18 protein-coding genes are annotated in these 20496 nt (G+C 65.4%); 14 read left to right on the forward strand and 4 right to left on the reverse strand.

Going from position 1 to position 20496, the window contains the following annotated elements:
- The first annotated feature begins 181 nt into the window (after positions 1-181).
- A complete protein-coding gene (locus tag Q368_RS0114810) occupies positions 182-3046 on the forward strand; it encodes a caspase family protein (RefSeq protein WP_029459834.1) in 2865 nt (954 codons plus the stop codon).
- Positions 3047-3486: 440 nt separating this feature from the next.
- Here the strand turns inward: Q368_RS0114810 and Q368_RS0114815 are convergent, their stop codons facing one another.
- Entirely contained in the window at positions 3487-4575 is a 1089-nt protein-coding gene (locus tag Q368_RS0114815) for an NAD(P)H-dependent flavin oxidoreductase (protein ID WP_029459835.1), read from the reverse strand.
- A 1219-nt stretch (positions 4576-5794) separates the two neighbouring features.
- Here Q368_RS0114815 and Q368_RS0114820 point away from each other — a divergent pair.
- From Q368_RS0114820 to Q368_RS0114880, 13 genes are all read left to right on the forward strand, one after another.
- Positions 5795-6307 (forward strand): NADH-quinone oxidoreductase subunit J family protein, encoded by a 513-nt coding sequence (locus Q368_RS0114820; RefSeq protein WP_029459836.1) that lies wholly within the window; start codon positions 5795-5797, stop codon positions 6305-6307.
- Complete coding sequence (nuoK, locus tag Q368_RS0114825; RefSeq protein ID WP_029459837.1) at positions 6304-6615, forward strand: NADH-quinone oxidoreductase subunit NuoK; 312 nt, start codon at positions 6304-6306, stop codon at positions 6613-6615. The genes Q368_RS0114820 and nuoK overlap by 4 nt, the downstream gene beginning before the upstream one ends.
- Positions 6616-6618: 3 nt before the next feature.
- Positions 6619-8112: a monovalent cation/H+ antiporter subunit D family protein gene (locus tag Q368_RS0114830; protein ID WP_029459838.1), complete on the forward strand. Its 1494-nt coding sequence runs from the start codon at positions 6619-6621 to the stop codon at positions 8110-8112.
- Positions 8113-8217: 105 nt separating this feature from the next.
- Positions 8218-8484 carry a hypothetical protein gene (locus Q368_RS0114835; RefSeq protein ID WP_029459839.1) on the forward strand — a complete coding sequence of 89 codons (267 nt, stop codon included), beginning with the start codon at positions 8218-8220 and terminating at the stop codon, positions 8482-8484.
- Positions 8471-10285: a Na(+)/H(+) antiporter subunit D gene (locus Q368_RS0114840; RefSeq protein WP_029459840.1), complete on the forward strand. Its 1815-nt coding sequence runs from the start codon at positions 8471-8473 to the stop codon at positions 10283-10285. Before Q368_RS0114835 ends, Q368_RS0114840 begins: the two co-directional genes overlap by 14 nt.
- Positions 10286-10309: 24 nt before the next feature.
- Positions 10310-11887: a complex I subunit 4 family protein gene (locus Q368_RS0114845; RefSeq protein ID WP_029459841.1), complete on the forward strand. Its 1578-nt coding sequence runs from the start codon at positions 10310-10312 to the stop codon at positions 11885-11887.
- The gene (locus Q368_RS0114850) at positions 11884-13284 is read left to right on the forward strand and encodes an NADH-quinone oxidoreductase subunit N (protein WP_029459842.1); all 1401 of its coding nucleotides are present in this window, start codon (positions 11884-11886) and stop codon (positions 13282-13284) included. Before Q368_RS0114845 ends, Q368_RS0114850 begins: the two co-directional genes overlap by 4 nt.
- Positions 13285-13320: 36 nt before the next feature.
- Positions 13321-13713, forward strand: coding sequence for an NADH-quinone oxidoreductase subunit A (locus Q368_RS0114855; protein ID WP_029459843.1), 393 nt, complete (start codon positions 13321-13323; stop codon positions 13711-13713).
- The gene (locus Q368_RS0114860) at positions 13677-14207 is read left to right on the forward strand and encodes an NADH-quinone oxidoreductase subunit B (protein WP_029459844.1); all 531 of its coding nucleotides are present in this window, start codon (positions 13677-13679) and stop codon (positions 14205-14207) included. The genes Q368_RS0114855 and Q368_RS0114860 overlap by 37 nt, the downstream gene beginning before the upstream one ends.
- On the forward strand, positions 14204-14746 hold the full coding sequence (locus tag Q368_RS0114865) for an NADH-quinone oxidoreductase subunit C (protein WP_029459845.1): 543 nt from the start codon (positions 14204-14206) through the stop codon (positions 14744-14746). The genes Q368_RS0114860 and Q368_RS0114865 overlap by 4 nt, the downstream gene beginning before the upstream one ends.
- A 15-nt stretch (positions 14747-14761) precedes the next feature.
- Positions 14762-15919 (forward strand): NADH-quinone oxidoreductase subunit D, encoded by a 1158-nt coding sequence (locus Q368_RS0114870; protein WP_029459846.1) that lies wholly within the window; start codon positions 14762-14764, stop codon positions 15917-15919.
- Complete coding sequence (gene nuoH / locus Q368_RS0114875; RefSeq protein ID WP_029459847.1) at positions 15916-16905, forward strand: NADH-quinone oxidoreductase subunit NuoH; 990 nt, start codon at positions 15916-15918, stop codon at positions 16903-16905. The genes Q368_RS0114870 and nuoH overlap by 4 nt, the downstream gene beginning before the upstream one ends.
- Position 16906: 1 nt before the next feature.
- Complete coding sequence (locus Q368_RS0114880; protein ID WP_029459848.1) at positions 16907-17431, forward strand: 4Fe-4S binding protein; 525 nt, start codon at positions 16907-16909, stop codon at positions 17429-17431.
- 117 nt (positions 17432-17548) lie between these two features.
- Here the strand turns inward: Q368_RS0114880 and Q368_RS0114885 are convergent, their stop codons facing one another.
- The 3 genes from Q368_RS0114885 to Q368_RS0114895 all read right to left on the reverse strand — a co-directional run bounded on the left by Q368_RS0114885 (position 17549) and on the right by Q368_RS0114895 (position 20496).
- The gene (locus Q368_RS0114885) at positions 17549-18910 is read right to left on the reverse strand and encodes an FAD-binding oxidoreductase (protein WP_029459849.1); all 1362 of its coding nucleotides are present in this window, start codon (positions 18908-18910) and stop codon (positions 17549-17551) included.
- A gap of 104 nt (positions 18911-19014) precedes the next feature.
- Positions 19015-19707, reverse strand: coding sequence for an amino acid ABC transporter permease (locus tag Q368_RS0114890; RefSeq protein ID WP_029459850.1), 693 nt, complete (start codon positions 19705-19707; stop codon positions 19015-19017).
- A gap of 12 nt (positions 19708-19719) precedes the next feature.
- Positions 19720-20496 carry an amino acid ABC transporter ATP-binding protein gene (locus tag Q368_RS0114895; protein ID WP_029459851.1) on the reverse strand — a complete coding sequence of 259 codons (777 nt, stop codon included), beginning with the start codon at positions 20494-20496 and terminating at the stop codon, positions 19720-19722.

Raw genomic sequence — 20496 nt, forward strand, 5'->3', positions numbered from 1 at the left:
AGGATCCCCTCCTGGACCTCCTCGAAAGGGGGGCCGGGACAGAATTCATCAATTGTTTAGGAATGCGGGAAGGTCCGAATGGCGGGCTTTTGGGGCCTGGACTTTGCAAGGGGTACTTGACGGGGCCGTCAGGGGGGGAGAAGAATGCGCCCCGCCCGCTGACGGGCGAGGAGTGATCCCCATGCGCTTTCGCGTCTGCCTGCTGACCGTTCTCCTGCTCCTTTCCGCCTACTGCCACGCCGCCGCCGGAACGCCGCCCGCCGAGCCGATCCTGCGCATCGAAACCGGCATGCACACGGCGCTTATCAAACGCATCGCCGTGGACGGCCTGGGCCGCTACTTGGCCACGGCCTCGGACGACAAGACCTGCCGTGTCTGGGACATCCGCACCGGCGAACAGCTGCGCGTGCTGCGTCCGCCCATCGGCCACGACTACGAGGGCCGGCTCTACAGCGTGGCCATGAGCCCCGACGGCCGCTACGTCTTTTGCGCCGGCTGGACCGGCTACGGTTGGGACAAAACCCACAGCGTCTATATTTTCGAGCGCGAGTCCGGCCGTCTGGTGAGGCGCCTCACCGGCCTGCCGAGCGTGGTCAACCACCTGGCCGTGTCCCACGACGGAGACTACCTGGCCGCGGCCATGGGCGAGGAGGGCGTGCGCGTGTGGCGGCTGTCCGACCTGTCGCTCGTCGGCGGCGACAAGGACTATGCCGGCGAATCCTACGGCGCGGCCTTCGACGGCAAGGGCCATCTCGCCACCGCCTGCTACGACGGCGCGGTGCGCCTGTACCGCGTCACCGATACCGGCATTTCGCTTCTCGCCAAAACCAAGGTGCCGGGCGGCTCGCGCCCGTTTTCCCTGGCCTTTTCCCCGGACGGTACGCAGCTCGCCGTGGGATTCACCGACACGCCCGCCGTCACCGTGCTCGACGGCGAAACACTGAGTTTGCTCGGCGCGCCCAACCTCACGGGCGTGGACAACGGCAACCTCGCCTCGGTCGCCTTCGCGGCCGACGGCTCGCTGCTTGCCGCCGGTCGCTGGGTCTCGGACCGCGGCTGCCCGGTGCGCCGCTTCAAACCGTCGGATTTCGTGGAATACAAGGACTACGACACGGGCAAATCCGCCGTGGTCACGCTGTGCCCGCTGCCGGACGGCGGGCTCGCCTACGGCACGGTCGCGCCGCGCTGGGGCGTACTGCGCCCGGACGGCTCCTTCGGCATGACCCGCTCCCCGGCCATCCGCGACTACCGCACCTCGGCGAAGAACTTCCTCGTCGACCGCACCGGCGAAACCATCGCCTACGCGGCCACGCCCAAGAAGGGCTTCTACCGCTTCGCCCTGCCCGGGCGCGACCTGCGCCTGATCGACGTGCCCACGCCCGATCTGGCCGCGCCGCGCACCCAGGCCCCGGGCATCGCCGTCACGGGCTACGAAGGCAGCCGTACGCCCCTGCTCAACGGCCAGCCGCTCAAGCTCAAGGAATTCGAAACCGCCTACTCCCTGGCCATCGCGCCGGACAACCGCCGCCTCGTGCTCGGCACCTCCTGGAATGTCCGCGCCTACGGCGCGGACGGCCGGCCCCTGTGGCAGACCCCGGCCCCGGACACGGTCTGGGCCGTGAACGTCAGCGGCGACGGTCGCGCCGTCGTCGCGGCCATGGGCGACGGCTCCATCCGCTGGTACCGCATGGAGGACGGCCACGAGATCCTGTCCTATTTCCCCCACGCCGACGGCAGGCGCTGGGTGCTCTGGACCCCGGCCGGCTACTACGACGCCTCGCCGGGCGGCGAGGACATGATCGGCTGGAACGTCAACAACGGCCCGGACCATGCCGCCGATTTCTTCCCGGCCTCGCGCTTCCGCGACGTCTTCCACCGCCCGGACGTGGTGGACCTCGCGTTGCGCACCCTCGACGAGGACCGGGCCCTGGCCGCGGCCAACGCCGCCAGGGGCGGCGACGTGCGCTCGCCCTCGGTGCTGACCGCCAGGCCCCCGGTGGTCGAAATCCTCTCGCCGGCTCCCGGCGACGCCTTCACCTCGCCGGACATGACCGTCAAGTTCGCCGTGCGCAGCCCCGGCGGCGAGGACATCACCGCCGTGCGCCTGCTCGTCGACGGCGCGCGCGTGGCCGAGGACCACCCGAACCTCGCCGGGCGCGGCTTCGAGCCCAGCGTGCTGCAATCGAAAGTCACCCTGCCCCAGCGCGACGTGGTTCTTTCCGTGGCCGCCGACAACAAAAACGGCCCCTCGGCTCCGGCCACCGTGCGCCTCAAATGGGCCGGCAAGGCCGCCGCCGCTCCCCCCGCGGCCAAGCTCTACGTGCTCGCCATCGGCGTCGGCCAGTACGCCGACAAGTCCCTGTCCTTGCAATTCCCGGGCAAGGACGCCAACGACTTCGCCGAGGCCATGGCCCAGCAAAAAGGCCGCCTCTACAGCGACGTCCAGATCCGCACCCTCACCGACGGCGCGGCCACCAAGGACGCCATCCTCGACGGCCTCGACTGGATCGAGCGGGCGACCACCCAGCACGACGTGGCCATGATCTTCCTCGCCGGCCACGGCGTGAACGATAAAAACGGCGACTACTACTTCCTGCCCGCCAACACGGACCTGGAAAAACTGCGCGCCACCGGCCTGCCCTTCCTGGAAATCCAGAAAACCATCCGCAACATCGCAGGCAAGACGCTCTTCTTCGTCGACACCTGTCACAGCGGCTCCATCATGGGTGCGGGCCGGCGCGGCATGAGCGACTTGAACGGCGTCATCAACGAACTGGCCAGCGCCGGCAACGGCGCGGTGGTCTTCGCCGCCTCCACCGGCCGCCAATATTCCCTGGAAAAGCCGGAATGGCAAAACGGGGCCTTCACCAAGGCCCTGGTGGAAGGCGTCAAAGGCAAGGCCGACAACCGCCACACCGGCCGTGTCACCTTCAAGATGCTCGACCTCTACATCTCCGAACGCGTCAAGGAACTCACCCGCGGCGAGCAAACGCCCACTACCGGCGTCCCCGGCACCGTGGAAGACTTCCCCATCGCCGCCGATTAGTGGTGTGGTGTGGGGCGCTGCCCCACGCCCCGCCGGGACGCTGTCCCGGACCCTGCCGGGGCGTTGCCCCGGACCCCACCAGGGCTCTGCCCTGGACCCGCCGGGGGGAGTCACTCCCCCCGGTCCCCCCGTTCGGCGTCGTGACGCGGGAAGGGCTGCGGGCACCGGACGGGCGGAGGCAGGCGCAGCGAAGATGGGGCCGGAATTTTGCTTTGAAAGCCTTGGGAAGCAAAAGACTTTAAAGGAAGGTAGCTTCTTCAAATGCGGCGCTTCGCCGCTGGCGCCCGTTTCCGAGACCACAGACCCCGACGCACCACTCGCCGGCCACGCTTCCACCCGCTTTCCGCTCCCCGTTCGGGGGGCCGGGGGGGATGATCCCCCCCGGCCGTCGGAGACATGCCTTTGTCTTTGCCTTCCTCTCTCTCCGTCCGACCTTCCCGTTACGCCATAGCGGCGGCTTCGGCGGCTTCGTATTGGGAGATGAGTTCGCGGAAGAGTTCGGCGACGGGCATGATGCGATCGATGCGCCAGGCGTTTTTGCCGGCGAAGGCGAAGCCGTGTTTGAGGCGGCCTTTCTTGGCGTTGGCCAGGGCGAGGGTGATGCAGTAGGGGGCTTTTTGGTAGTCGCAGGAGTGGATGCAGCGGTAGGGGCAGCGTGGGGGCGTTTTTTCGCCGTGCGCGGCCTGGTCGAGGAAGGCGTTATGGATGGCGCGTCCGGGCATGCCCACGGGGCTTTTGATAATGACGACATCTTGTTGGGTGGCATCGACGTAGGCCTCTTTGAAGGCCGGGTCGGCGTCACATTCGTCGGTGGCGACGAAGCGGGTGCCCATTTGCACGCCGGCAGCGCCGAGCTTGATGAAACGGTGGATGTCTTCGCCGGTGTAGACGCCACCGGCGGCGATGATGGGGATGGGGGCACCGTTGGGGGCGGTGTAGGGTTTGACGCCGGCCACGACTTCTCCGACGAGCTTTTCCAGGAGGAAGTCGGGGTCCTCGATTTGTTCTGCTTTGAATCCCAGGTGTCCGCCGGCCATGGGGCCTTCGACCACGAAGGCGTCGGGGGTGCGGCCGAAGCGCGAGAGCCATTTTTTGCAAAGGATGACTGCGGCGCGGGCGGAGGAGACGATGGGGACGAGTTTGGTTTTGGAGCCTTCGGTCAGATAGGAGGGCAGGTCCAGGGGCAGGCCGGCGCCGGAGAAGATGGCGTCGACGTTTTCCTTGATCGCGGTTTTGACCAATTCGGCGAAGTTGGCCATGGCGACCATGATGTTGACGCCGAGCGCGCCCGAAGTCACGGCGCGGGCCTTGCGGATTTCGTCGGCCAGGGCGCGGTTGTTGGCCTCGATGTAGTTGGTGGCGAAATCCGGCTGGTACATGCCGATGCCGGCGGCGGAAATGACGCCGAGTCCCCCCGAGGCGGCTACGGCGGCGGCGAGCCCTGACAGGGAGATGCCGACGCCCATGCCGCCCTGGATGACGGCCTTTGGGATGGACAGGTCGCCTATACGTAAGGATGGAAACGACAAAGGGGGCTCCGAAGGTTGCGTGCGAGGCGGGATTGCCTGTCCCTGCCCGTGCCGGACGCTTCCGACGGGCGGGGGCGTCGCGCGGGCGGCGCATATTCAAAAAGGGACCCGCCCCAGGGGGAGGATCCCGATTCCGGTTCCGGAAGGGCTGCCTTCCCGCGCGGTTGGGCACCGGCAGGGGGAGGTCGACCCGAGGGGGCGTCGTACTCAAGTCCGGAGTAGGGTACGGTCGTTGGGCCAAGACCCGTCGGCGCATGGCTATGGCATGAATGCGCGATACAGGCAAGGGGCTGGCGGGGAGAATCCTTATTTACGGCACAGGGGTCGGCGCGCGGCGCGACGACGTGCTCCTTCTCACGAATCCGTGGCGAATCGTGGCGATTACAGCGGTTGTGCTTCGGAAAAAATTCACAATATCCTCTCTGCTGTTTTCGACTTTGTTGCATTATTTCACAAGGGCGATCCAGGGGTTGGCAGCGGCGGGGGGTGGTGCTGCGTCGCGTGTCACAAGTTGCCGGGAAGGCCTGCGCGTGCCGATTTTTTTCACGTTTTGCGCTTAAAAAAATAGTTGTTTAATTTAGGTGTGTTGCAAAAAAAATTTGCGAAATGGCAGGTTCGAGAGCCGCATTTTCCTGTCGGGATGGGTGGCGGCTGAAGGCGGGATGTGCTACGATTCGATAACTTTTTCATGCTTGACTGGCAGTCGGAAGGGGAGTTATAAGCATTCCGCCTTCGTGACACGCAATTGATATTTGATAACACGGTTCGCATGCCTGAGTGGCGCTTGTTTCGAAGTGATACAAATGAAACAATGCAATTCATGTCATATCGACTGTAAAATGTGAAAACAAGAGCAATGTTGACGCCTCCCATATCGCTTGCCAGTGTCCATGTTGGGGTGAAGGCACTGTTTCAAGAGATATCGTGTCAATGCCACTTGGTCTTGCGCTGTGTTTGAAATGATTTTTTGCTTTTAAAAAAATGTTTGCGCTCAAAAAAAACAAGTGCCGTTTAAATAATACTGAATATTGAGCGGAAAGTTCATGTAACCATGCAGCGATTGTAAAGGCGAATGATGTGTTTGATTTCGAATTTTTAAAATTTAATAAAAAATTTTCTTGCTGGAGTTCCTTTCGGCAAGACGATTCTGTTGATGGAGTGAGGGCAAAGGCGATGCATAAGTATTTTATATGGCGAGGAGAAGGGGAGTGTGGCGTCTATGAATGAAGTCTATCTTGGGCAATGCGCCTTCGCGCTCTACGTGCTCATTATCCTCGGCGGCGGCGTCCTGGCCGTCACCGCGGCCAACCTCGTCCGGGCCATGCTCGGACTGGTCGTGGCCCTGTTCGGCGTGGCCGGGCTCTACCTTCTGCTCCTGGCCGAGTTCGTCGCCCTGATGCAGATCCTCATCTATGTCGGGGCCGTCACCGTGCTCATCTTCTTCGCCATCATGCTCACCCGCGCAGCGGACGGAGCCGAGGCCGAAGGGCCGGGCGAGCGCGGCGTCATGCGGGCGATCCCCGCCTTCCTCGTGCCGGCCGGCATCCTGGTGCCCTTTCTCGCCGTCTACGGCGCGACCGGCTTTCCCACACCCAAGAACGTGAGCCCCGATCAGCTCGGCGCAGGCCTGCTCGGGCCCTACACCCTGGCCTTCGAGCTCATTTCCGTCGTGCTGCTGGCCGCCATGGCCGGCGCGGTGTTGTTGGCATTTGAAAAACGGAGGGCGGCATGAACAATCCGCTGGTGCTCTATCAGGTCGTGGCCGTGTTGCTGTTGTGCCTCGGGCTCTACGCCCTGGTCGTCCGGCGCACGCTGATCGGCATGCTCATCGGCGTGGAGCTGATGCTCAACGGCGCGGGCCTGTCCATCGTGGCCGCCGCCCAGCTCACGCCCATGGACGCCGTCCTCGGGCAGCTCGGCGCGCTGCTCGTCATGGGGCTCGCCGCCGCCGAGGCCACCCTCGTGCTGGCCATCGTCCTGGTCGTTTCCAAACGCTTCGGGGACGCCGTGATCGACGGCCCCAGCGAACTCAAGGGGTAGCCCATGGCCGTCGCTGCGCAAACGATTGAAAGTGCCCGGGTGCTCGCACCCCTTGTCATTACCTTTCTGGCGCCCTTTGCCCTGTGGCTGCTGCGCAAGAACCAGGACCTGCGCGAAGGTGTGTCCTTCGTCGCCGCGGCCATGGCCTTCGCCTCCGTGATCTCCATGGTCCCGGCCGTGCTCCACGGCTCGGTCTGGACCTACCACCTGGTCACGTTCTTCCCCGGCGTCTCCATCACCTTCGCCGTGGACGGACTCTCGCTCATCTTCGCCATCGTGGCCACGTTCCTGTGGTTTTTCGCCACGAGCTACAACATCGGCTACATGCGCTCACTCAAGGAACACGCCCAGACGCGCTACTACTTCTGCTTCGCCGTAGCCATCTTCGGCGCGGTCGGCGTGGCTTTTTCCGGCACCATCGTCACGCTCTACCTTTTTTATGAAGTCATCACCGTCTTCACGTATCCCCTGGTCGCCCACCACCAGGACGCCGAAGGCTATCACGGCGCGCGCAAGTACCTGGTCTACCTCATGGGCACCTCCAAGCTGTTTCTGCTGCCGGCCATGATCCTCACCTACGTCCAGTGCGGCACCCTGGACTTCAACCTGGCCGACATCAGCCACGGCATGTTCCCCCCGGGCGCCGACCCGACCCTGGTCCGCATCACCTACTTCCTGTTCCTGTTCGGCCTCGCCAAGGCCGCCATCATGCCGCTGCACAACTGGCTGCCCTCGGCCATGGTCGCGCCGACGCCGGTCTCGGCCCTGCTGCACGCCGTGGCCGTGGTCAAGGCGGGTGTCTTCTCCGTCTCGCGCGTCATGCTCTCCTGCTTCGGCGTGGACCTGTTGTCCAACCTGGGCCTCGGGCTCATCACCGCCTATCTCGCCGCCTTCACCATCGTCGTGGCCTCGATCATCGCGCTGACCAAGGACGACCTCAAGGCGCGGCTGGCCTATTCCACGGTCAGCCAGCTCTCCTACATCATCATCGGCGTGGCCATGCTCTCGCCCCTGGCCGTCAAGGGCGGGCTTTTGCACATCGCCCACCATGCCTTCGCCAAGATCACGCTCTTCTTCGCGGCCGGCGCGATCTACGTGGCCACGCACCTGAAAAAGATCCCGCTCATGGATGGCCTCGGCCGCAAGCTGCCGTTCACCTTCGGCGCGTTCGCAGTGGCCTCGCTGTCCATGATCGGCGTGCCCCCGGTGTGCGGCTTCGTCACCAAGTGGTACCTGGCCAACGGCGCCATCAGCATCCACCAGTACATCCTGCTCCTGGCGCTGCTCGCCTCGACGCTCCTCAACGCCGGCTACTTCGTGCCTGTCATCTACCGGGCCTTTTTCCGGCCGCCGGTTCCCGAGGTGGACCATTCCCACTTCAAGGAAGCGCCCCTGGTCATGGTGGTGCCCTTGTGCCTGACGGCGTTCATCTCCGTGGCCCTGGGCCTGTATCCGCAGATATTCGCGTCGTTCGTGGACGCGTTCGGCAGATTCTAACCGGCTCCGGGGAAATCCCGGCGCGCAAACGAACGGCTGCCGCCGCGCGCGGCGCGATGCCGGCGGGACTTTCGGCCCTGCCGGAAAGGACGAAGGAAGGACGCCATGCGGGAACCGCAAAAACTCGGCGACTGGCTGGATCGGGCCAGGGAAAACGCCAACGGCTGGAAGAAGGCCCTGTACGCCGTGCTCGGGCTCTTCGTACTGCTCAATCTCTTCATCACGCCGCACCACCCCCATTTCTCCGGCGAAGGCATCCCCGGCTTCTGGGAGATATTCGCCCTGGTCTCCACGGTGGTGATGGTCGTGGTGCTCAAGAAAATCATCTACCCCATGCTTGCCCGCCCGGAGGACGACAATGGCCGGTCTTGAACAGCTAACGGGCATCCATTTCTGGCATCCGGCCATCGGCTTCCTGGCCCTGGCCCTGGTCATGGCCTTCCTGTCCAACGAGACCTATAAAACCTGGCGCTGGCTGCTGCTCGCCCCGCCTGTCCTGGCCATCGCCTCGGTGGTGTCCCTGACGCTCGGCCCCGACGGCGCGCGCCAGCTCGCCGCCATTCCCTACCTCGGCCACACGCTGCTGCTCGGCCGGGTGGACGCCCTGGCGCTGGTCTTCGCCCACGTCTTCGCCATCCAGGCGCTGATCGGCTTCATCTACGCCCTGCACGTGCCCGACCGCGGCCAGCATATGGCCGCCTGCCTGTACGTGGCCGGCGGCTTCGGCTGCGTCTTCGCCGGGGACTACGTGACGCTCTTTATCTTCTGGGAACTCATGAGCGTCGGTTCGGTGTTCCTGGTCTGGCTGCGCGGCACGCCGCAGGCCACGGCCGCGGGCTTCCGCTACTTCCTGTTCCACATCTTCGGCGGCCTGTTCCTGCTCGGCGGCCTGCTGCTGCGCTACGCCGCCATCGGCACCTTCGACTTCACTGCCGTGGCTCCGGACGCCGCCCGCTACTTCGATTACATCATCCTGATCGGCTTCCTGGTCAACGCCGCCTTCGTGCCCCTGCACGCCTGGCTGCCCGACGCCTACCCCGAAGCCACGGTCACCGGCGCGGTCTTCATGAGCGCATTCACCACCAAGACCGCCGTCTACGTCCTGGCGCGCGGCTACGCCGGCTTCGAGATCCTCGCCGTCGGCGGCTGCGTCATGTGCCTCTACGGCGTCTTCTACGCGACCATCGAGAACAACGCCCGGCGCATCCTGTCCTACCACATCGTCTCCCAGGTCGGGTACATGGTGTGCGGCATCGGCATCGGCACGGCCATGACCCTCGACGGGGCCTGTGCCCACGCCTATGCCCACATCCTTTACAAGGGCCTGCTGTTCATGGGCACGGGCTGCCTGCTCTACGCCGTGGGCACGGCCAAGCTGACCGAACTCGGCGGACTGGCCTCGCGCCTGCCGCTGGTCATGATCGGCTACATGGTCGGCGCGGTCTCCATCTCGGGCATGCCGCTTTTCAACGGCTTCGTGACCAAGACCATGACCATCGCCGGCGCGGCCGAGGCCCACCGCACGTGGCTGGCGCTCGGCATGGAGCTCGCCGCGGTGGGCACGTTCCTCTCCGTCGGCATCAAGCTCCCGTACTTCGCCTTCTGGGCCAAGCCCAAGAGCCATGTCGCACTGAAGCCCATTCCCTGGAACATGTACCTCGGCATGGGCATCTCGTCGCTTTTGTGCCTCGGCATCGGCCTGTTCCCGCAGACGCTCTATTCGCTGCTGCCGTTCCCCACGGACTACGTTCCCTACACGCCCTGGCACGTGGTTCAGGCCTGCTGCATCCTCGGTTTCACCGGCCTCGGGTTCTACCTCATGCGCAAGATCATTCCGCCGCACCCCAGCCGCAACCTGGACTTCGACTTCCTGTACCGGCTCGTCGGCCGGGGCTTCGTGAAGCTCGTCTCCTTCCCTGCGGCGGCCATCGATAACGTCTGGACGGATGTCTACGAAAAGATCGGGCTCAAGGCCCTGATCGAGGCGGGGCTCGGCACGAGCGTCTTCGACGGCAAGGTCATCGACGGCGTGCTCGACGGATCGGCCAGGAGCGTGCGCGAGGTCGGCGGCGCCGGCGTGGCGCGCACCCAGACCGGCCGGCTCCAGGATTACCTGGCCGCCGCCGTGACCATCGGCCTGGTCATCTTCGCCATTGTCTGGTTTGTGGGCTAACCGCCAAGGGAAAGGGAGCTTTGCATGACGACGCAAAACGGATTTCCGGTGGTGACGGCCCTGATCGTCCTGCCGCTTCTTGCCGCGGTGGCCTTGCTGGTCCTGCGGCGTAACGAACGCACCATACGCCTGGTGACGCTTGGAGCGGGCATTCTCGAATGCCTGCTGGCGCTGCCGCTTCTGGCCTACCAACCAAACGGGCCGGCCTTCCAGTTCGTGGAACATGCGCCCTGGCTGCCGGCCATGGGCATGTCCTACCACATGGGCGTGGACGGTCTGAGCCTGTACATGATCCTTTTAACGGCGCTCATGCTGCCGCTTTGCGTGCTGGGATCCTGGACGTACATCAGCAAGCGGGTGACGGAATTCCACTTCTGTCTGCTGCTTATGACCTCGGCCTGCATCGGCGTGTTCGCGGCGCTCGACTTCGTGCTCTTCTACGTCTTCTGGGAAGCGATGCTCGTCCCCATGTACCTGCTGATCGCGGTCTGGGGCGGCCCGAGACGGCGCTACGCCTCCATCAAGTTCTTCCTCTACACGCTCGCCGGATCGACCCTGCTGCTCGCGGCCATCGTCGCCTTCCGGCAGGTGGGCGGCACCTTCTCCATCCCGGAGCTGATGCAGCAGCAGTACTCCTTCCGCTTCCAGATGTGGGCGTTTCTGGCCATGGCCCTGGCGTTCGCCATCAAGGTGCCCATGTTCCCGTTCCACACCTGGCTGCCGGCGGCCCACGTCGAGGCCCCGGCCGCGGGCAGCGTGCTCCTGGCCGCCATCCTGCTCAAGATGGGCACGTACGGCTTCCTGCGCTTTTGCCTGCCCTTGACCCCGGCCGCGTCGGTCACGGCCGCGCCGGTCATGATCGCGATCTCCATCGCCTCCATCCTCTATGGCGGCTGCATCGCGCTCGGGCAGACCGACATCAAGAAGCTGATCGCCTACTCGTCCGTGGGGCACATGGGCTTTGTGACGCTCGGCATCTTCCTCTTCAGCGTCAAAGGCGTTTCCGGGGCCATCCTCCAGATGCTCAACCACGGCATCACCACGGGGGGCCTGTTCATGATGATCGGCCTGCTCTACGAGCGCAGCCACAGCCGGGAGATCGCCGACAACCAGGGGCTTGGCAAATTCATGCCGGCCTACATGTTCCTCTTCGGCGTTTTCTCCTTCTCCTCCCTGGCCTTCCCCGGCACCAACAGCTTCGTGGGCGAAGTGCTGGTCCTGATCGGCGCTTTTGCCGGCAATCCCTGGGTGGGCTTCGCCGCCGTGCCCGGGGCCATGCTCGCCGCCGCCTACATGCTGCGCCTGTTGCAGCGCGTAACCTGGGGCGAGCCCACCTCCTTCAAGAAAGGCTGGTACGACCTGGGCGCGCGGGAATGGGCCACGCTTATTCCCTTGGCCCTGCTCGTTTTTTACATCGGCCTGGCCCCGTCCTTGGCCATCAAGACCATTGAGCCGTCCATCGAACGGGTGCTTGCCGCCATGCACGCCAAAAACGAGGCCATGGGCCTGACCAGTGACATGCCGCTCGCCGCGCGCATGGAGCTTGGCGCACCGCTCAAAGTGGCCGAGGCCAAAGACGCCGTCTCCAAGGAGCTCCCATGACCATCTTCATGCTGTTGCCGGAACTGTGGCTTTTTGCCCTGGTGTGCGCCCTGTTCGTGGCGAGTGTGCGGGGCGCGAAATCGGTGGCCGGCTGGCTGCCGGCGGCGGCCGCCATGGGCGTGCTCGTCGCCCTGGCCGGGGTGTCGGCCCGCGCCGAATTGCTGCACGCCACCTACAAGCTCGACGCCCTGTCCCAGTTCTTCAAGCTCGTCATCGCCCTGGGATTCGCAGTGGTCACGGGCATCGGCGCGGGCAAGAAAGACGACGCGGACATGACGCCGGACTACTACATGCTCCTGGGGCTCTCCGCCTGGGGGTTGATGCTGCTCGCCTCCTGCGTCGAGCTCGTCACGCTCTACCTGGCCCTGGAGCTCTCCTCCTACAGCCTCTATGCCCTGATTCCCCTGCGCGGCCAGGACCGGCGCGCCGCCGAGGCGGGCATCAAGTACATCCTCTTCGGCGCGGCCGTCACCGCCCTGGCGCTCTTCGGCCTCTCCTACATCATGGCCGCCAAGCACACGACCTACATCGCCGCGCTTGCCGCCTCCTCGTGGAGCTTCGCCGACGCGCCCCTGGCCGTCCTTGGCCTCACGCTCTTCCTGGCCGGCTTCTTCTACAAGCTGGCGCTTTTCCCGTTTCACTTCTGGTGCCCTGACGTCTACCAGGGTTCGAAGAACGAAACCGCGGCCTATGTGGCCACCATCCCCAAGCTCGGCGCGGTGGTGGTGCTCGTGCGCCTGGCCGCGCTTTTTGCGCCGCACATGGAAGTGACCAACATCCTGGCCGTGCTCGGGGCCGTGTCCATGACCGCCGGCAACCTCGCGGCGCTCGTGCAGCGCGACGTCAAGCGCCTGCTCGGCTACTCGTCCGTGGCCCACGCCGGCTACGTGATGCTCGGCCTCGCCGCCGGATCGGCGGCCGGGCTTTCGGCCGCGGCGTTTTACAGCCTGGCCTACATCCTCATGAACCTCGCCGCCTTCTACGTGGTCTGCACCATGTCCGTCGGCGGCGAGAATCCGAGCCTCGAAGACCTCGACGGGCTCTATAAACGCGCGCCGGCCCTGGCCATGATCCTGGCCGTGGCCGCGTTCGCCCTGGTCGGGCTGCCGCCGACCGCCGGGTTCACCGGCAAGCTGTTCCTGCTCTCGGCGGCCTGGGATCAGGGCTACCATTGGCTGGTCATCGTGGCCGTGCTCAATACGGCCATCTCCATCTACTACTACTTGAGCCTCGTGCGCCACGCCTATACCGGCGAGTCCGATGCCCCGGCCCTGGTCGTGCCGCGCGGTTCGCTGGTCTTCGGCGGCGTGCTCGCGGCGCTGGTGCTGCTGCTCGGCATCCTGCCCGCGCCGCTGTACGACTTGGCGGCCATGGCCGGAACCCAACTGCACCCCTAGCGGGGCGCGTCATCGCAAGGGAGGAGGGAAAGACATATGGTCTTTACCTGGTTACAAGCAGGAATACTGCTCTTTTTCCTGGGCGGGGTGCTCTTCGGGGCCGGGCCGCTGCTGGGTTCGCTCTTTCTCGCGCCCAAGGCGCACGGCGGCGCGATGGGCGCCACCTACGAGTGCGGCGTACCCACCCACGGCCGCACCTGGGTCAAGTTCGGCATCAACTACTACTTCTACGCCCTGATCTTCCTGGCCTTCGAGGTGGACATTCTCTACCTGTTCCCCATCGCGGCCCTTTTCGCCAAGCCGCAGGGTCTGGAAGCCGCCGTCAAACTGTTGGTTTTCATCGCGGTGCTCGGCGCCGCCATCATCTACTTCATGCGCAAGGGAGTGTTCACATGGCCCCGCAGAATCCAGGTTGCGCCCCGGCCGTAAATACGGTCGATCCGGCCCTTGTGGCCACCCCGGCCGTCCAGAAGATCATGGACGTCTGCCGGGCCATGTCCATCTGGCCCATGACCTTCGGTCTGGCCTGCTGCGCCATCGAGATGATGGCCGTGGGCATGGCGCGCTTCGACATCGCCCGCTTCGGCGCGGAAGTGTTCCGGCCCTCGCCGCGCCAATCCGATCTCATGATCGTCGCCGGCACGGTCAACAAGAAGATCGCCCCCGCCGTGGTGCGGCTCTATGAGCAGATGCCGGCCCCGCGCTACGTGATGGCGCTCGGCAACTGCGCCATCTCCGGCGGCCCCTTCAACATCGAGGGCCAGTACGGCGTCATCCAGGGCGTGGACACCCTCATCCCGGTGGACGTCTACGTGCCCGGCTGCCCGCCGCGGCCCGAGGGACTCCTCGAGGGGCTGTTCGCGCTCCAGCAGAAAATCACCGGCAAGCGCTGGTGGCAGGTGCCCAAGGGAGGCCAGAAATGATTCCCGAATGCGTGGCCAAACTCGGCGCGGCCTGCTCCGCGCCTCTCGATCACGCCGCCACGGGCTGCGTGGCGTCCGTGACCCTGACGGCCGAAACCATCCACGACGCCATCGCCGTCATGGACAAGGAAGGCTACCTCCTGGAAGACGTCATGGCCTCGGACCTGGAGGAGGGCTTCGAAGTGGCCTACCACTTGAGCCTTCTCGACGGCGCCAACCGCGTGGTCCTGCGCCTGACCGTGCCCCACGACGCGCCCCGCGTGCCGACCATAAGCGACATCTACCCCGGCGCGGACTGGCACGAGCGCGAGTGCTTCGACTTCTACGGCATCGACTTCGCCGGCCACCCGAACCTCTACAACCTGCTGTTGCCCGAGGACTTCGAGGGCCATCCGCTTATTAAGGCCGCCAAGGCGCGCAAGTCCTTAGCCGACCTCGTGCCGCTGACCTACCTCGTGGACTGCGGGCTGGCCGAGCCGGAACCCGAGCCCCAGGCCAAACCCAAGCCGGTGGCCAAGGCCGTTCCTAAAGACGCGTAGGGCCAAGGAGGAATCATGCAAGCCTTCGATCCGACGGCCCTTCGGGGCGACCTCGCTTCGGCCCGCTTCGAGCCGGGGCCAACCGACGACAAGCTGATTCTCAGCATGGGGCCCCAGCACCCGTCCACCCACGGCGTGCTGCGCATCATGCTCGAGCTCGACGGCGAATACATCCTGCGCGCCGAGCCCGTGCTCGGCTACATCCACCGCATGCACGAGTGGATGGCGGAGCAGAAGACCTACATGCAGTTCATGCCCAACATGGGCCGCGTGGACTACCTGCACGCCATGGCCTGGAACTGGGCCTACGCCGGCGCGGTGGAGCGGCTCATGGGCGTCGAGGTCCCCGAGCGGGCCGAGTACATCCGCGTGGCCGTCACCGAGCTCAACCGCATCAGCTCCCACCTGCTCTGGTGGGGGGCGTACCTGCTCGACCTCGGCGCGTTCACCCCCATCATGTACGCCTTCGACGACCGCGAGATCATCCTCGACATCCTTCAGGCCGTCAGCGGTTCGCGCCTGACCTATTCCTACTTCACCATCGGCGGCGTCTACGGCGACGTGCCCGCGGATTTCGCCTCGCGCTGCCTGGCCTTCACCCGCCATCTGCGCTCGCGCCTGCCCATGTACCGCGACCTTGTCACGGACAACGTGATCCTGCGCGGCCGCTGCGAAGACATCGGCGTGATGGACGTGGAGCTGGCGCGGCGCTACGGCGCGACCGGGCCGTGCATCCGGGGATCGGGCGCGCCCGTGGACACCCGTCGCGCCGAGCCCTACGGCGTCTACAACCGCTTCGACTTCCGCATTCCGGCTTACACCGAGGGCGACGCCATGGCCCGCTACATGGTGCGCATGGACGAGCTCGCCACGAGCTGCGACATCATCGACCAGGCCGTGCAGGGCCTTCCCGAAGGCCCCATCCAGGCCAAGGTCGGCAAGACCGTCAAGCCGCCCAAGGGCGAGGCCTGCTACGCCGTGGAAGGCGCGCGCGGCAAGATCATCATCCACGTGCGTTCCGACGGCGGCCCCAAACCCTACCGGGTCAAGCTGCGCGCCCCGGGATTCTCCAACTTGAGCGTTTTTTGCGATTTGGCGCGCGGGACCCTTCTCGCCGACGCCGTGTCCATCCTGGGCAGCCTGGACCTCGTCATCCCGGAGATCGACCGATGAACCTGGAACAGCTTTTAAGCCTGGACTATCCGCTCACGCGCCTGGTGATCGGGCTCCTGTGCATCTTCGCCTTCGTGGGCCTCAATGGCCTCGTCCTGGTCTGGGTCGAGCGCAAGGTGGCCGGCCATTGCCAGCTGCGCCCCGGGCCGCTGCACGTCGGGCCGCACGGCCTGCTCCAGCCCCTGGTGGACGCGGTCAAGCTCATCGGCAAACAGCTCGTCGCCCCGTTCGGCAGCGACAAGGCCCTGTTCTGGCTCGCGCCGCTTCTGGCCTTCGCGCCGGTGACGGTGTGCATGCTGCCGCTGCCCTGGGGACCGGACATGGCGATGATCCCCATGAACACCGGCCTGGTGCTGATCCTCGCCTTTTCCGGCCTCGGCGTGCTGTCGCTGATCCTCGCCGGCTGGGGTTCCAACAACAAATGGGGCCTTTTAGGCGCTGCCCGCTCCGTGGCCCAGTCCGTGGCCTATGAAGTGCCGCTGCTGCTGTCCGTCATGGCCGTCGCCATCACGGCCGGGTCGCTCGACCTCTTCCAGATCTCCGCGCAGCAGGGGGGCTGGCCCTGGCAGTGGTATGGCGTGAAGAACCCGCTGGCGTTTTTCATCTTCCTGGTCTGCGCCGTGGCCGAGACCAACCGCGCCCCCTTCGACCTACCCGAGGCCGAGTCGGAGCTGACCGCAGGGTTCCATACCGAGTACTCGGGCATGGGCTTTGGCCTCTTTTTCCTGGCCGAATACGCCAACATGATCATCGTCTCGGGCGTGGCCGCGGCGCTGTTCCTCGGCGGCTGGCAGGGGCCGTTCCTGCCCGGCGTCTGGTGGTTCCTGGTCAAGATCTACTGCATCCTCTTCTTCATCATCTGGCTGCGCTGGACGTATCCCCGCGTGCGCTTCGACCAGCTCCTCAACCTCAGCTGGAAGTGGCTCACCCCCCTGGCGCTCCTGGACCTTGCCCTGGCCGTGATCGTGGCCGGATTCGGAGGCTGACATGTCGGTTTCGCAACTCATCGAAGAAGCCTACACGGGGCTCAAAAGCCTCGTCATCGGCCTTGGCGTCACGGGCAAGGCGCTCATGCAGCCGGGTGTGACCGTCCTCTATCCCATGGAGGAGGTGGAGCGGGACAATCTCGTCACCTACCGTGGCCATGTGGAGCTGATCGGCAAGGAAGAGGACCCGGCCGTGCCGCGTTGTGTGGCTTGCGGCGCGTGTGTGAAAGCCTGTCCGTCCAACTGCATCACCATCCTCTGTCCCATCGCGGTCAAGGAAGGCGAGGAGGCCGGTCCGGTCAAGATGGGTCCTGCGCCGCAGAAGGGCAGTAAGACGCCGGGCGAATTTATCGTGGATTTCTCCCTTTGCAGCCTGTGCGGCCAATGCGCCAAAACCTGCCCGGTGGATTCGCTGCAATTTTCCGACAACCCCTACATGGTGAGCTTCGACCGCAAGGACTTCCGCATCGATCTGCTGGCGCGGTTGCAGCGGATGGCGCGCGACGAAGCGCACGCAGGGGAATAAGGGAAGAGAGGCCTCCGGAGGCTGGGAGGGAGCGAGAGCTTCTTCCGGGTCATTCCGGAAGGAGAAATCGAACGCCCGCGGTTTCGGCCGCGGGCGTTTCTTCTTGGGAGAAGGGTGTTAGGGGAGGACCTTGCCCGGATTCATGATCCCCTTGGGATCGAAAAGGTCCTTGAGGCCTTGCTGCAAGGTGAGCGACCGGGGCGAGAGCTCCATGCCGATGAAGGGCTGTTTGGTCAGCCCCACGCCGTGCTCACCGGACATGGTGCCGCCGAGAGTAAGCACCGTCTCGACCAGGGCGCGGATCAGTTCGTGGCCGCGCGCGCGGCTGCCGTCCTCGCCCGTGATGTTGACGTGGATGTTGCCGTCGCCGGCGTGGCCGAAGGCGTAGACCGCCATGCCAAACCGCGCGCCAAGTCCGGGCAGGGCGTCGATCAAGTCCGGGATGCGCGCGATGGGCACCACCGTGTCCTCGGACAGGTACATCGGCGCGCTTTCGTGGATGCGCGTGGAGGTCTGGCGGCGGATGTCCCACAGCGCCTCGCGCCGCGCCGCGTCGTCGGCGGGCAACACTTCGAGGGCTCCGGCGTCGCGGCAGACGTCCGCCACGCGCCGGATGTCCCGCGCCGTGGCGTCCGCGTCACCATCCACCTCAAGGAGCAAAAGCGCCGCATCCCGGCCGGGCAGGGCAAACGGCAGCAGTTCCTCCACGAGCCCAAGGCAGGCCCGGTCCATGAATTCCACCGCCGAAGGGCAGACGCCGCCGGTCATGACCGCCGATACGGCGGCCACGGCCGCGCGGGCGTCGGCGAAAAGCGCGAGCATGGTGCGCACCGTGCGCGGATGCGGAATGAGCTTGAGCGTCAGTTCGGTAATGATCCCGAGCGTGCCCTCGCTGCCGACGAAAAGCCCGGCCAGGTCGTAGCCCACCACGCCCTTGCGCGTGGCCATGCCAGCCTTGAGGAACTCCCCGTCCGGCAGCACGGCGGTCAGGCCGAGGACGTAGTCGCGCGTGACGCCGTATTTGACGCAGGCAGGACCGCCGGCGTTGGTTGCGGCGTTGCCGCCAAGCGTACAGGTGGCGTAGCTCGCGGGATCGGGCGGATAGAAAAGCCCCTTGGTCGCGGCCGTGTCACGCAGGGTCTTGGTGACGACGCCGGGCTCGACCACGGCTACGCCATTGACCGTATCGATGACGCGGATGCGGTCCATGGCCGTGGTCGCGACCGCGACGCCGCCGCGCACGGGCAGGCAGCCGCCGCAAAGCCCAGTGCCGGCCCCGCGCGGCGTGACGGGAAAGCCGTGCGTGTGGGCCAGGCGCATGAGCCGGCTGATTTCCGCGGCGCTTTTGGGGAAAAAGACGGCGTCCGGGCGGAAGAGAAGGCCCGAATCATCGGTTGCGGCTGCGTCGCGGCCGGCGGCGTCCGTGCGAAAGCCCGGCCCCAGTTCCCGGGCCAGGGCGGCAAGCAGGCTCGCGTCCATGACTCGTGTCGCCTCCTTGAATGCAGGAAAGATTGTTTCGGTGGGCAACACCGTTGAAGAACTCTTTTTGAAAAATACCGACGTGTTTTTTAAAATTCGAGGCACTAGTCCTTCTTGGTCTCGAAGCCCGGCAGCTCCAGCCGCTTCTCCACGGCGCGCAGGACGAACGTGGCCACGGTCACGAGCGCCAGGTAGTAGAGCCCGACTACGATGAAGACTTCCGTGTTGCGGAAGGTGGCCTTGGCCAGGCTCCGGCCCATGCCCGTGAGGTCGCTGACCGTGATGATGGAAGCGAGGGAGGAGTACTTGATGAGGTAGATGATCTCGTTGCCGCAGCCCGGCAGCGCGCGGCGGAAGGCTTGCGGCAGGACCACCGAGGTGATGGTGGTAAGCGGCGTCATGCCGAGCGCCTGCGCGGCGCGCAGCTGTCCCCGCTTGATGGAAAGCAGCCCCCCCCGGATGTATTCGGACTGGTAGGCGCCGCTGCACAGCGCAAAGCCGACGATGGCCGCCCACATGGGCGAAAGGACGAGCCGGAAGCCGCCGATGGCGACGTAGGGCAGGGCGAAGTACCAGAAGTAGAGCTGCACCACGAGCGGCGTGCCGCGAAAAAGCGAAACATACCAGTCGAGGACCCGGACCAGGGGGCGCGGCGCGTAGACCCGGGCCGTGCCCACGGTCACGCCGATGGCCACACCCAGAAGCGACGAGGGGATGATGAGCAGGATGCTCGTCCAGAGCCCGGCGTCAAGGGCGGGGATGATGCGCGTTGTCGCGAATTCGAGGAAGCTGTCCATGCTATGGCGCTTCTAGGAGGCGATTTCGCACGTGGCGTCGCCGGCCAGCTCGCTGAGCTTGGCGCAAAAGGACTGGGTGCGGCTGCCGGAGTTGCGGGAAAGCAGCACGGCCGGCGCGCCGCGCTCCACGATGCGCCCTTTTTCCATGAACAGGAATTCGTCGGCCAGGGACGCCGAAAAGCTGATCTGGTGCGTGGCCATGACCATGGTCATGCCCTCGTCGGCCAGGTCGCGGATGACGGTCAGTACCTCGCCGATGAGCTCCGGGTCGAGCGCCGAGGTGGGCTCGTCGAGGAGCAGCACCTTGGGGTCGAGCGCCAGGGCCCGGGCCACGGACACCCGCTGCTTCTGGCCGCCGGAAAGTTGCGCCGGGTACAGGCTCGGCTTGTCGGCAAGGCCCACGCGCGCAAGCTCCTCCATGGCCCGGTTGGTGGCGGCGCGTTTGTCCAGGCCTTTGACCTTGACAAGCGCCACGCGCACGTTCTCCATGGCGGTGAGGTGATCGAACAGGTTGAAATCCTGGAAGATCATGCCGACCTGCTGGCGCAACGCGAGCAGTTCCTTCTTGCTTTTGCCGTTGACGGCCTTGCCGTCGAGGGAAATCGTGCCGGAATCGGGCGGCGAAAGGAAATTGATGCAGGAGAGCAGGGTGGACTTGCCGGCTCCGGACGGGCCGATCAGCACCTTGAGCCCGCCTTTTTTGACGGAAAAGGAGACATCGTCGAGAATGCGTTGGCCGCCGATGGTCTTGACGATGTTGGCGACGTCCAGAATGACCGGATGGTCCAT

The sequence above is a fragment of the Solidesulfovibrio alcoholivorans DSM 5433 genome (genome assembly GCF_000702665.1).
GTDB classification, from domain to species: domain Bacteria; phylum Desulfobacterota; class Desulfovibrionia; order Desulfovibrionales; family Desulfovibrionaceae; genus Solidesulfovibrio; species Solidesulfovibrio alcoholivorans.

Bases quoted from the DNA above. Each gene is read 5' to 3' on its own strand.
- Q368_RS0114860 (WP_029459844.1), top strand. From the start codon at position 13,677: ATGGCCCCGCAGAATCCAGGTTGCGCCCCGGCCGTAAATACGGTCGAT.
- Q368_RS0114845 (WP_029459841.1), top strand. From the start codon at position 10,310: ATGACGACGCAAAACGGATTTCCGGTGGTGACGGCCCTGATCGTCCTG.
- Q368_RS0114840 (WP_029459840.1), top strand. From the start codon at position 8,471: ATGGCCGGTCTTGAACAGCTAACGGGCATCCATTTCTGGCATCCGGCC.
- Q368_RS0114820 (WP_029459836.1), top strand. From the start codon at position 5,795: ATGAATGAAGTCTATCTTGGGCAATGCGCCTTCGCGCTCTACGTGCTC.
- nuoK (WP_029459837.1), top strand. From the start codon at position 6,304: ATGAACAATCCGCTGGTGCTCTATCAGGTCGTGGCCGTGTTGCTGTTG.
- Q368_RS0114870 (WP_029459846.1), top strand. From the start codon at position 14,762: ATGCAAGCCTTCGATCCGACGGCCCTTCGGGGCGACCTCGCTTCGGCC.
- Q368_RS0114880 (WP_029459848.1), top strand. From the start codon at position 16,907: ATGTCGGTTTCGCAACTCATCGAAGAAGCCTACACGGGGCTCAAAAGC.
- Q368_RS0114830 (WP_029459838.1), top strand. From the start codon at position 6,619: ATGGCCGTCGCTGCGCAAACGATTGAAAGTGCCCGGGTGCTCGCACCC.
- Q368_RS0114890 (WP_029459850.1), bottom strand. From the start codon at position 19,707: ATGGACAGCTTCCTCGAATTCGCGACAACGCGCATCATCCCCGCCCTT.
- Q368_RS0114835 (WP_029459839.1), top strand. From the start codon at position 8,218: ATGCGGGAACCGCAAAAACTCGGCGACTGGCTGGATCGGGCCAGGGAA.
- Q368_RS0114855 (WP_029459843.1), top strand. From the start codon at position 13,321: ATGGTCTTTACCTGGTTACAAGCAGGAATACTGCTCTTTTTCCTGGGC.
- Q368_RS0114865 (WP_029459845.1), top strand. From the start codon at position 14,204: ATGATTCCCGAATGCGTGGCCAAACTCGGCGCGGCCTGCTCCGCGCCT.
- Q368_RS0114850 (WP_029459842.1), top strand. From the start codon at position 11,884: ATGACCATCTTCATGCTGTTGCCGGAACTGTGGCTTTTTGCCCTGGTG.
- nuoH (WP_029459847.1), top strand. From the start codon at position 15,916: ATGAACCTGGAACAGCTTTTAAGCCTGGACTATCCGCTCACGCGCCTG.
- Q368_RS0114895 (WP_029459851.1), bottom strand. From the start codon at position 20,496: ATGGACCATCCGGTCATTCTGGACGTCGCCAACATCGTCAAGACCATC.
- Q368_RS0114810 (WP_029459834.1), top strand. From the start codon at position 182: ATGCGCTTTCGCGTCTGCCTGCTGACCGTTCTCCTGCTCCTTTCCGCC.
- Q368_RS0114885 (WP_029459849.1), bottom strand. From the start codon at position 18,910: ATGGACGCGAGCCTGCTTGCCGCCCTGGCCCGGGAACTGGGGCCGGGC.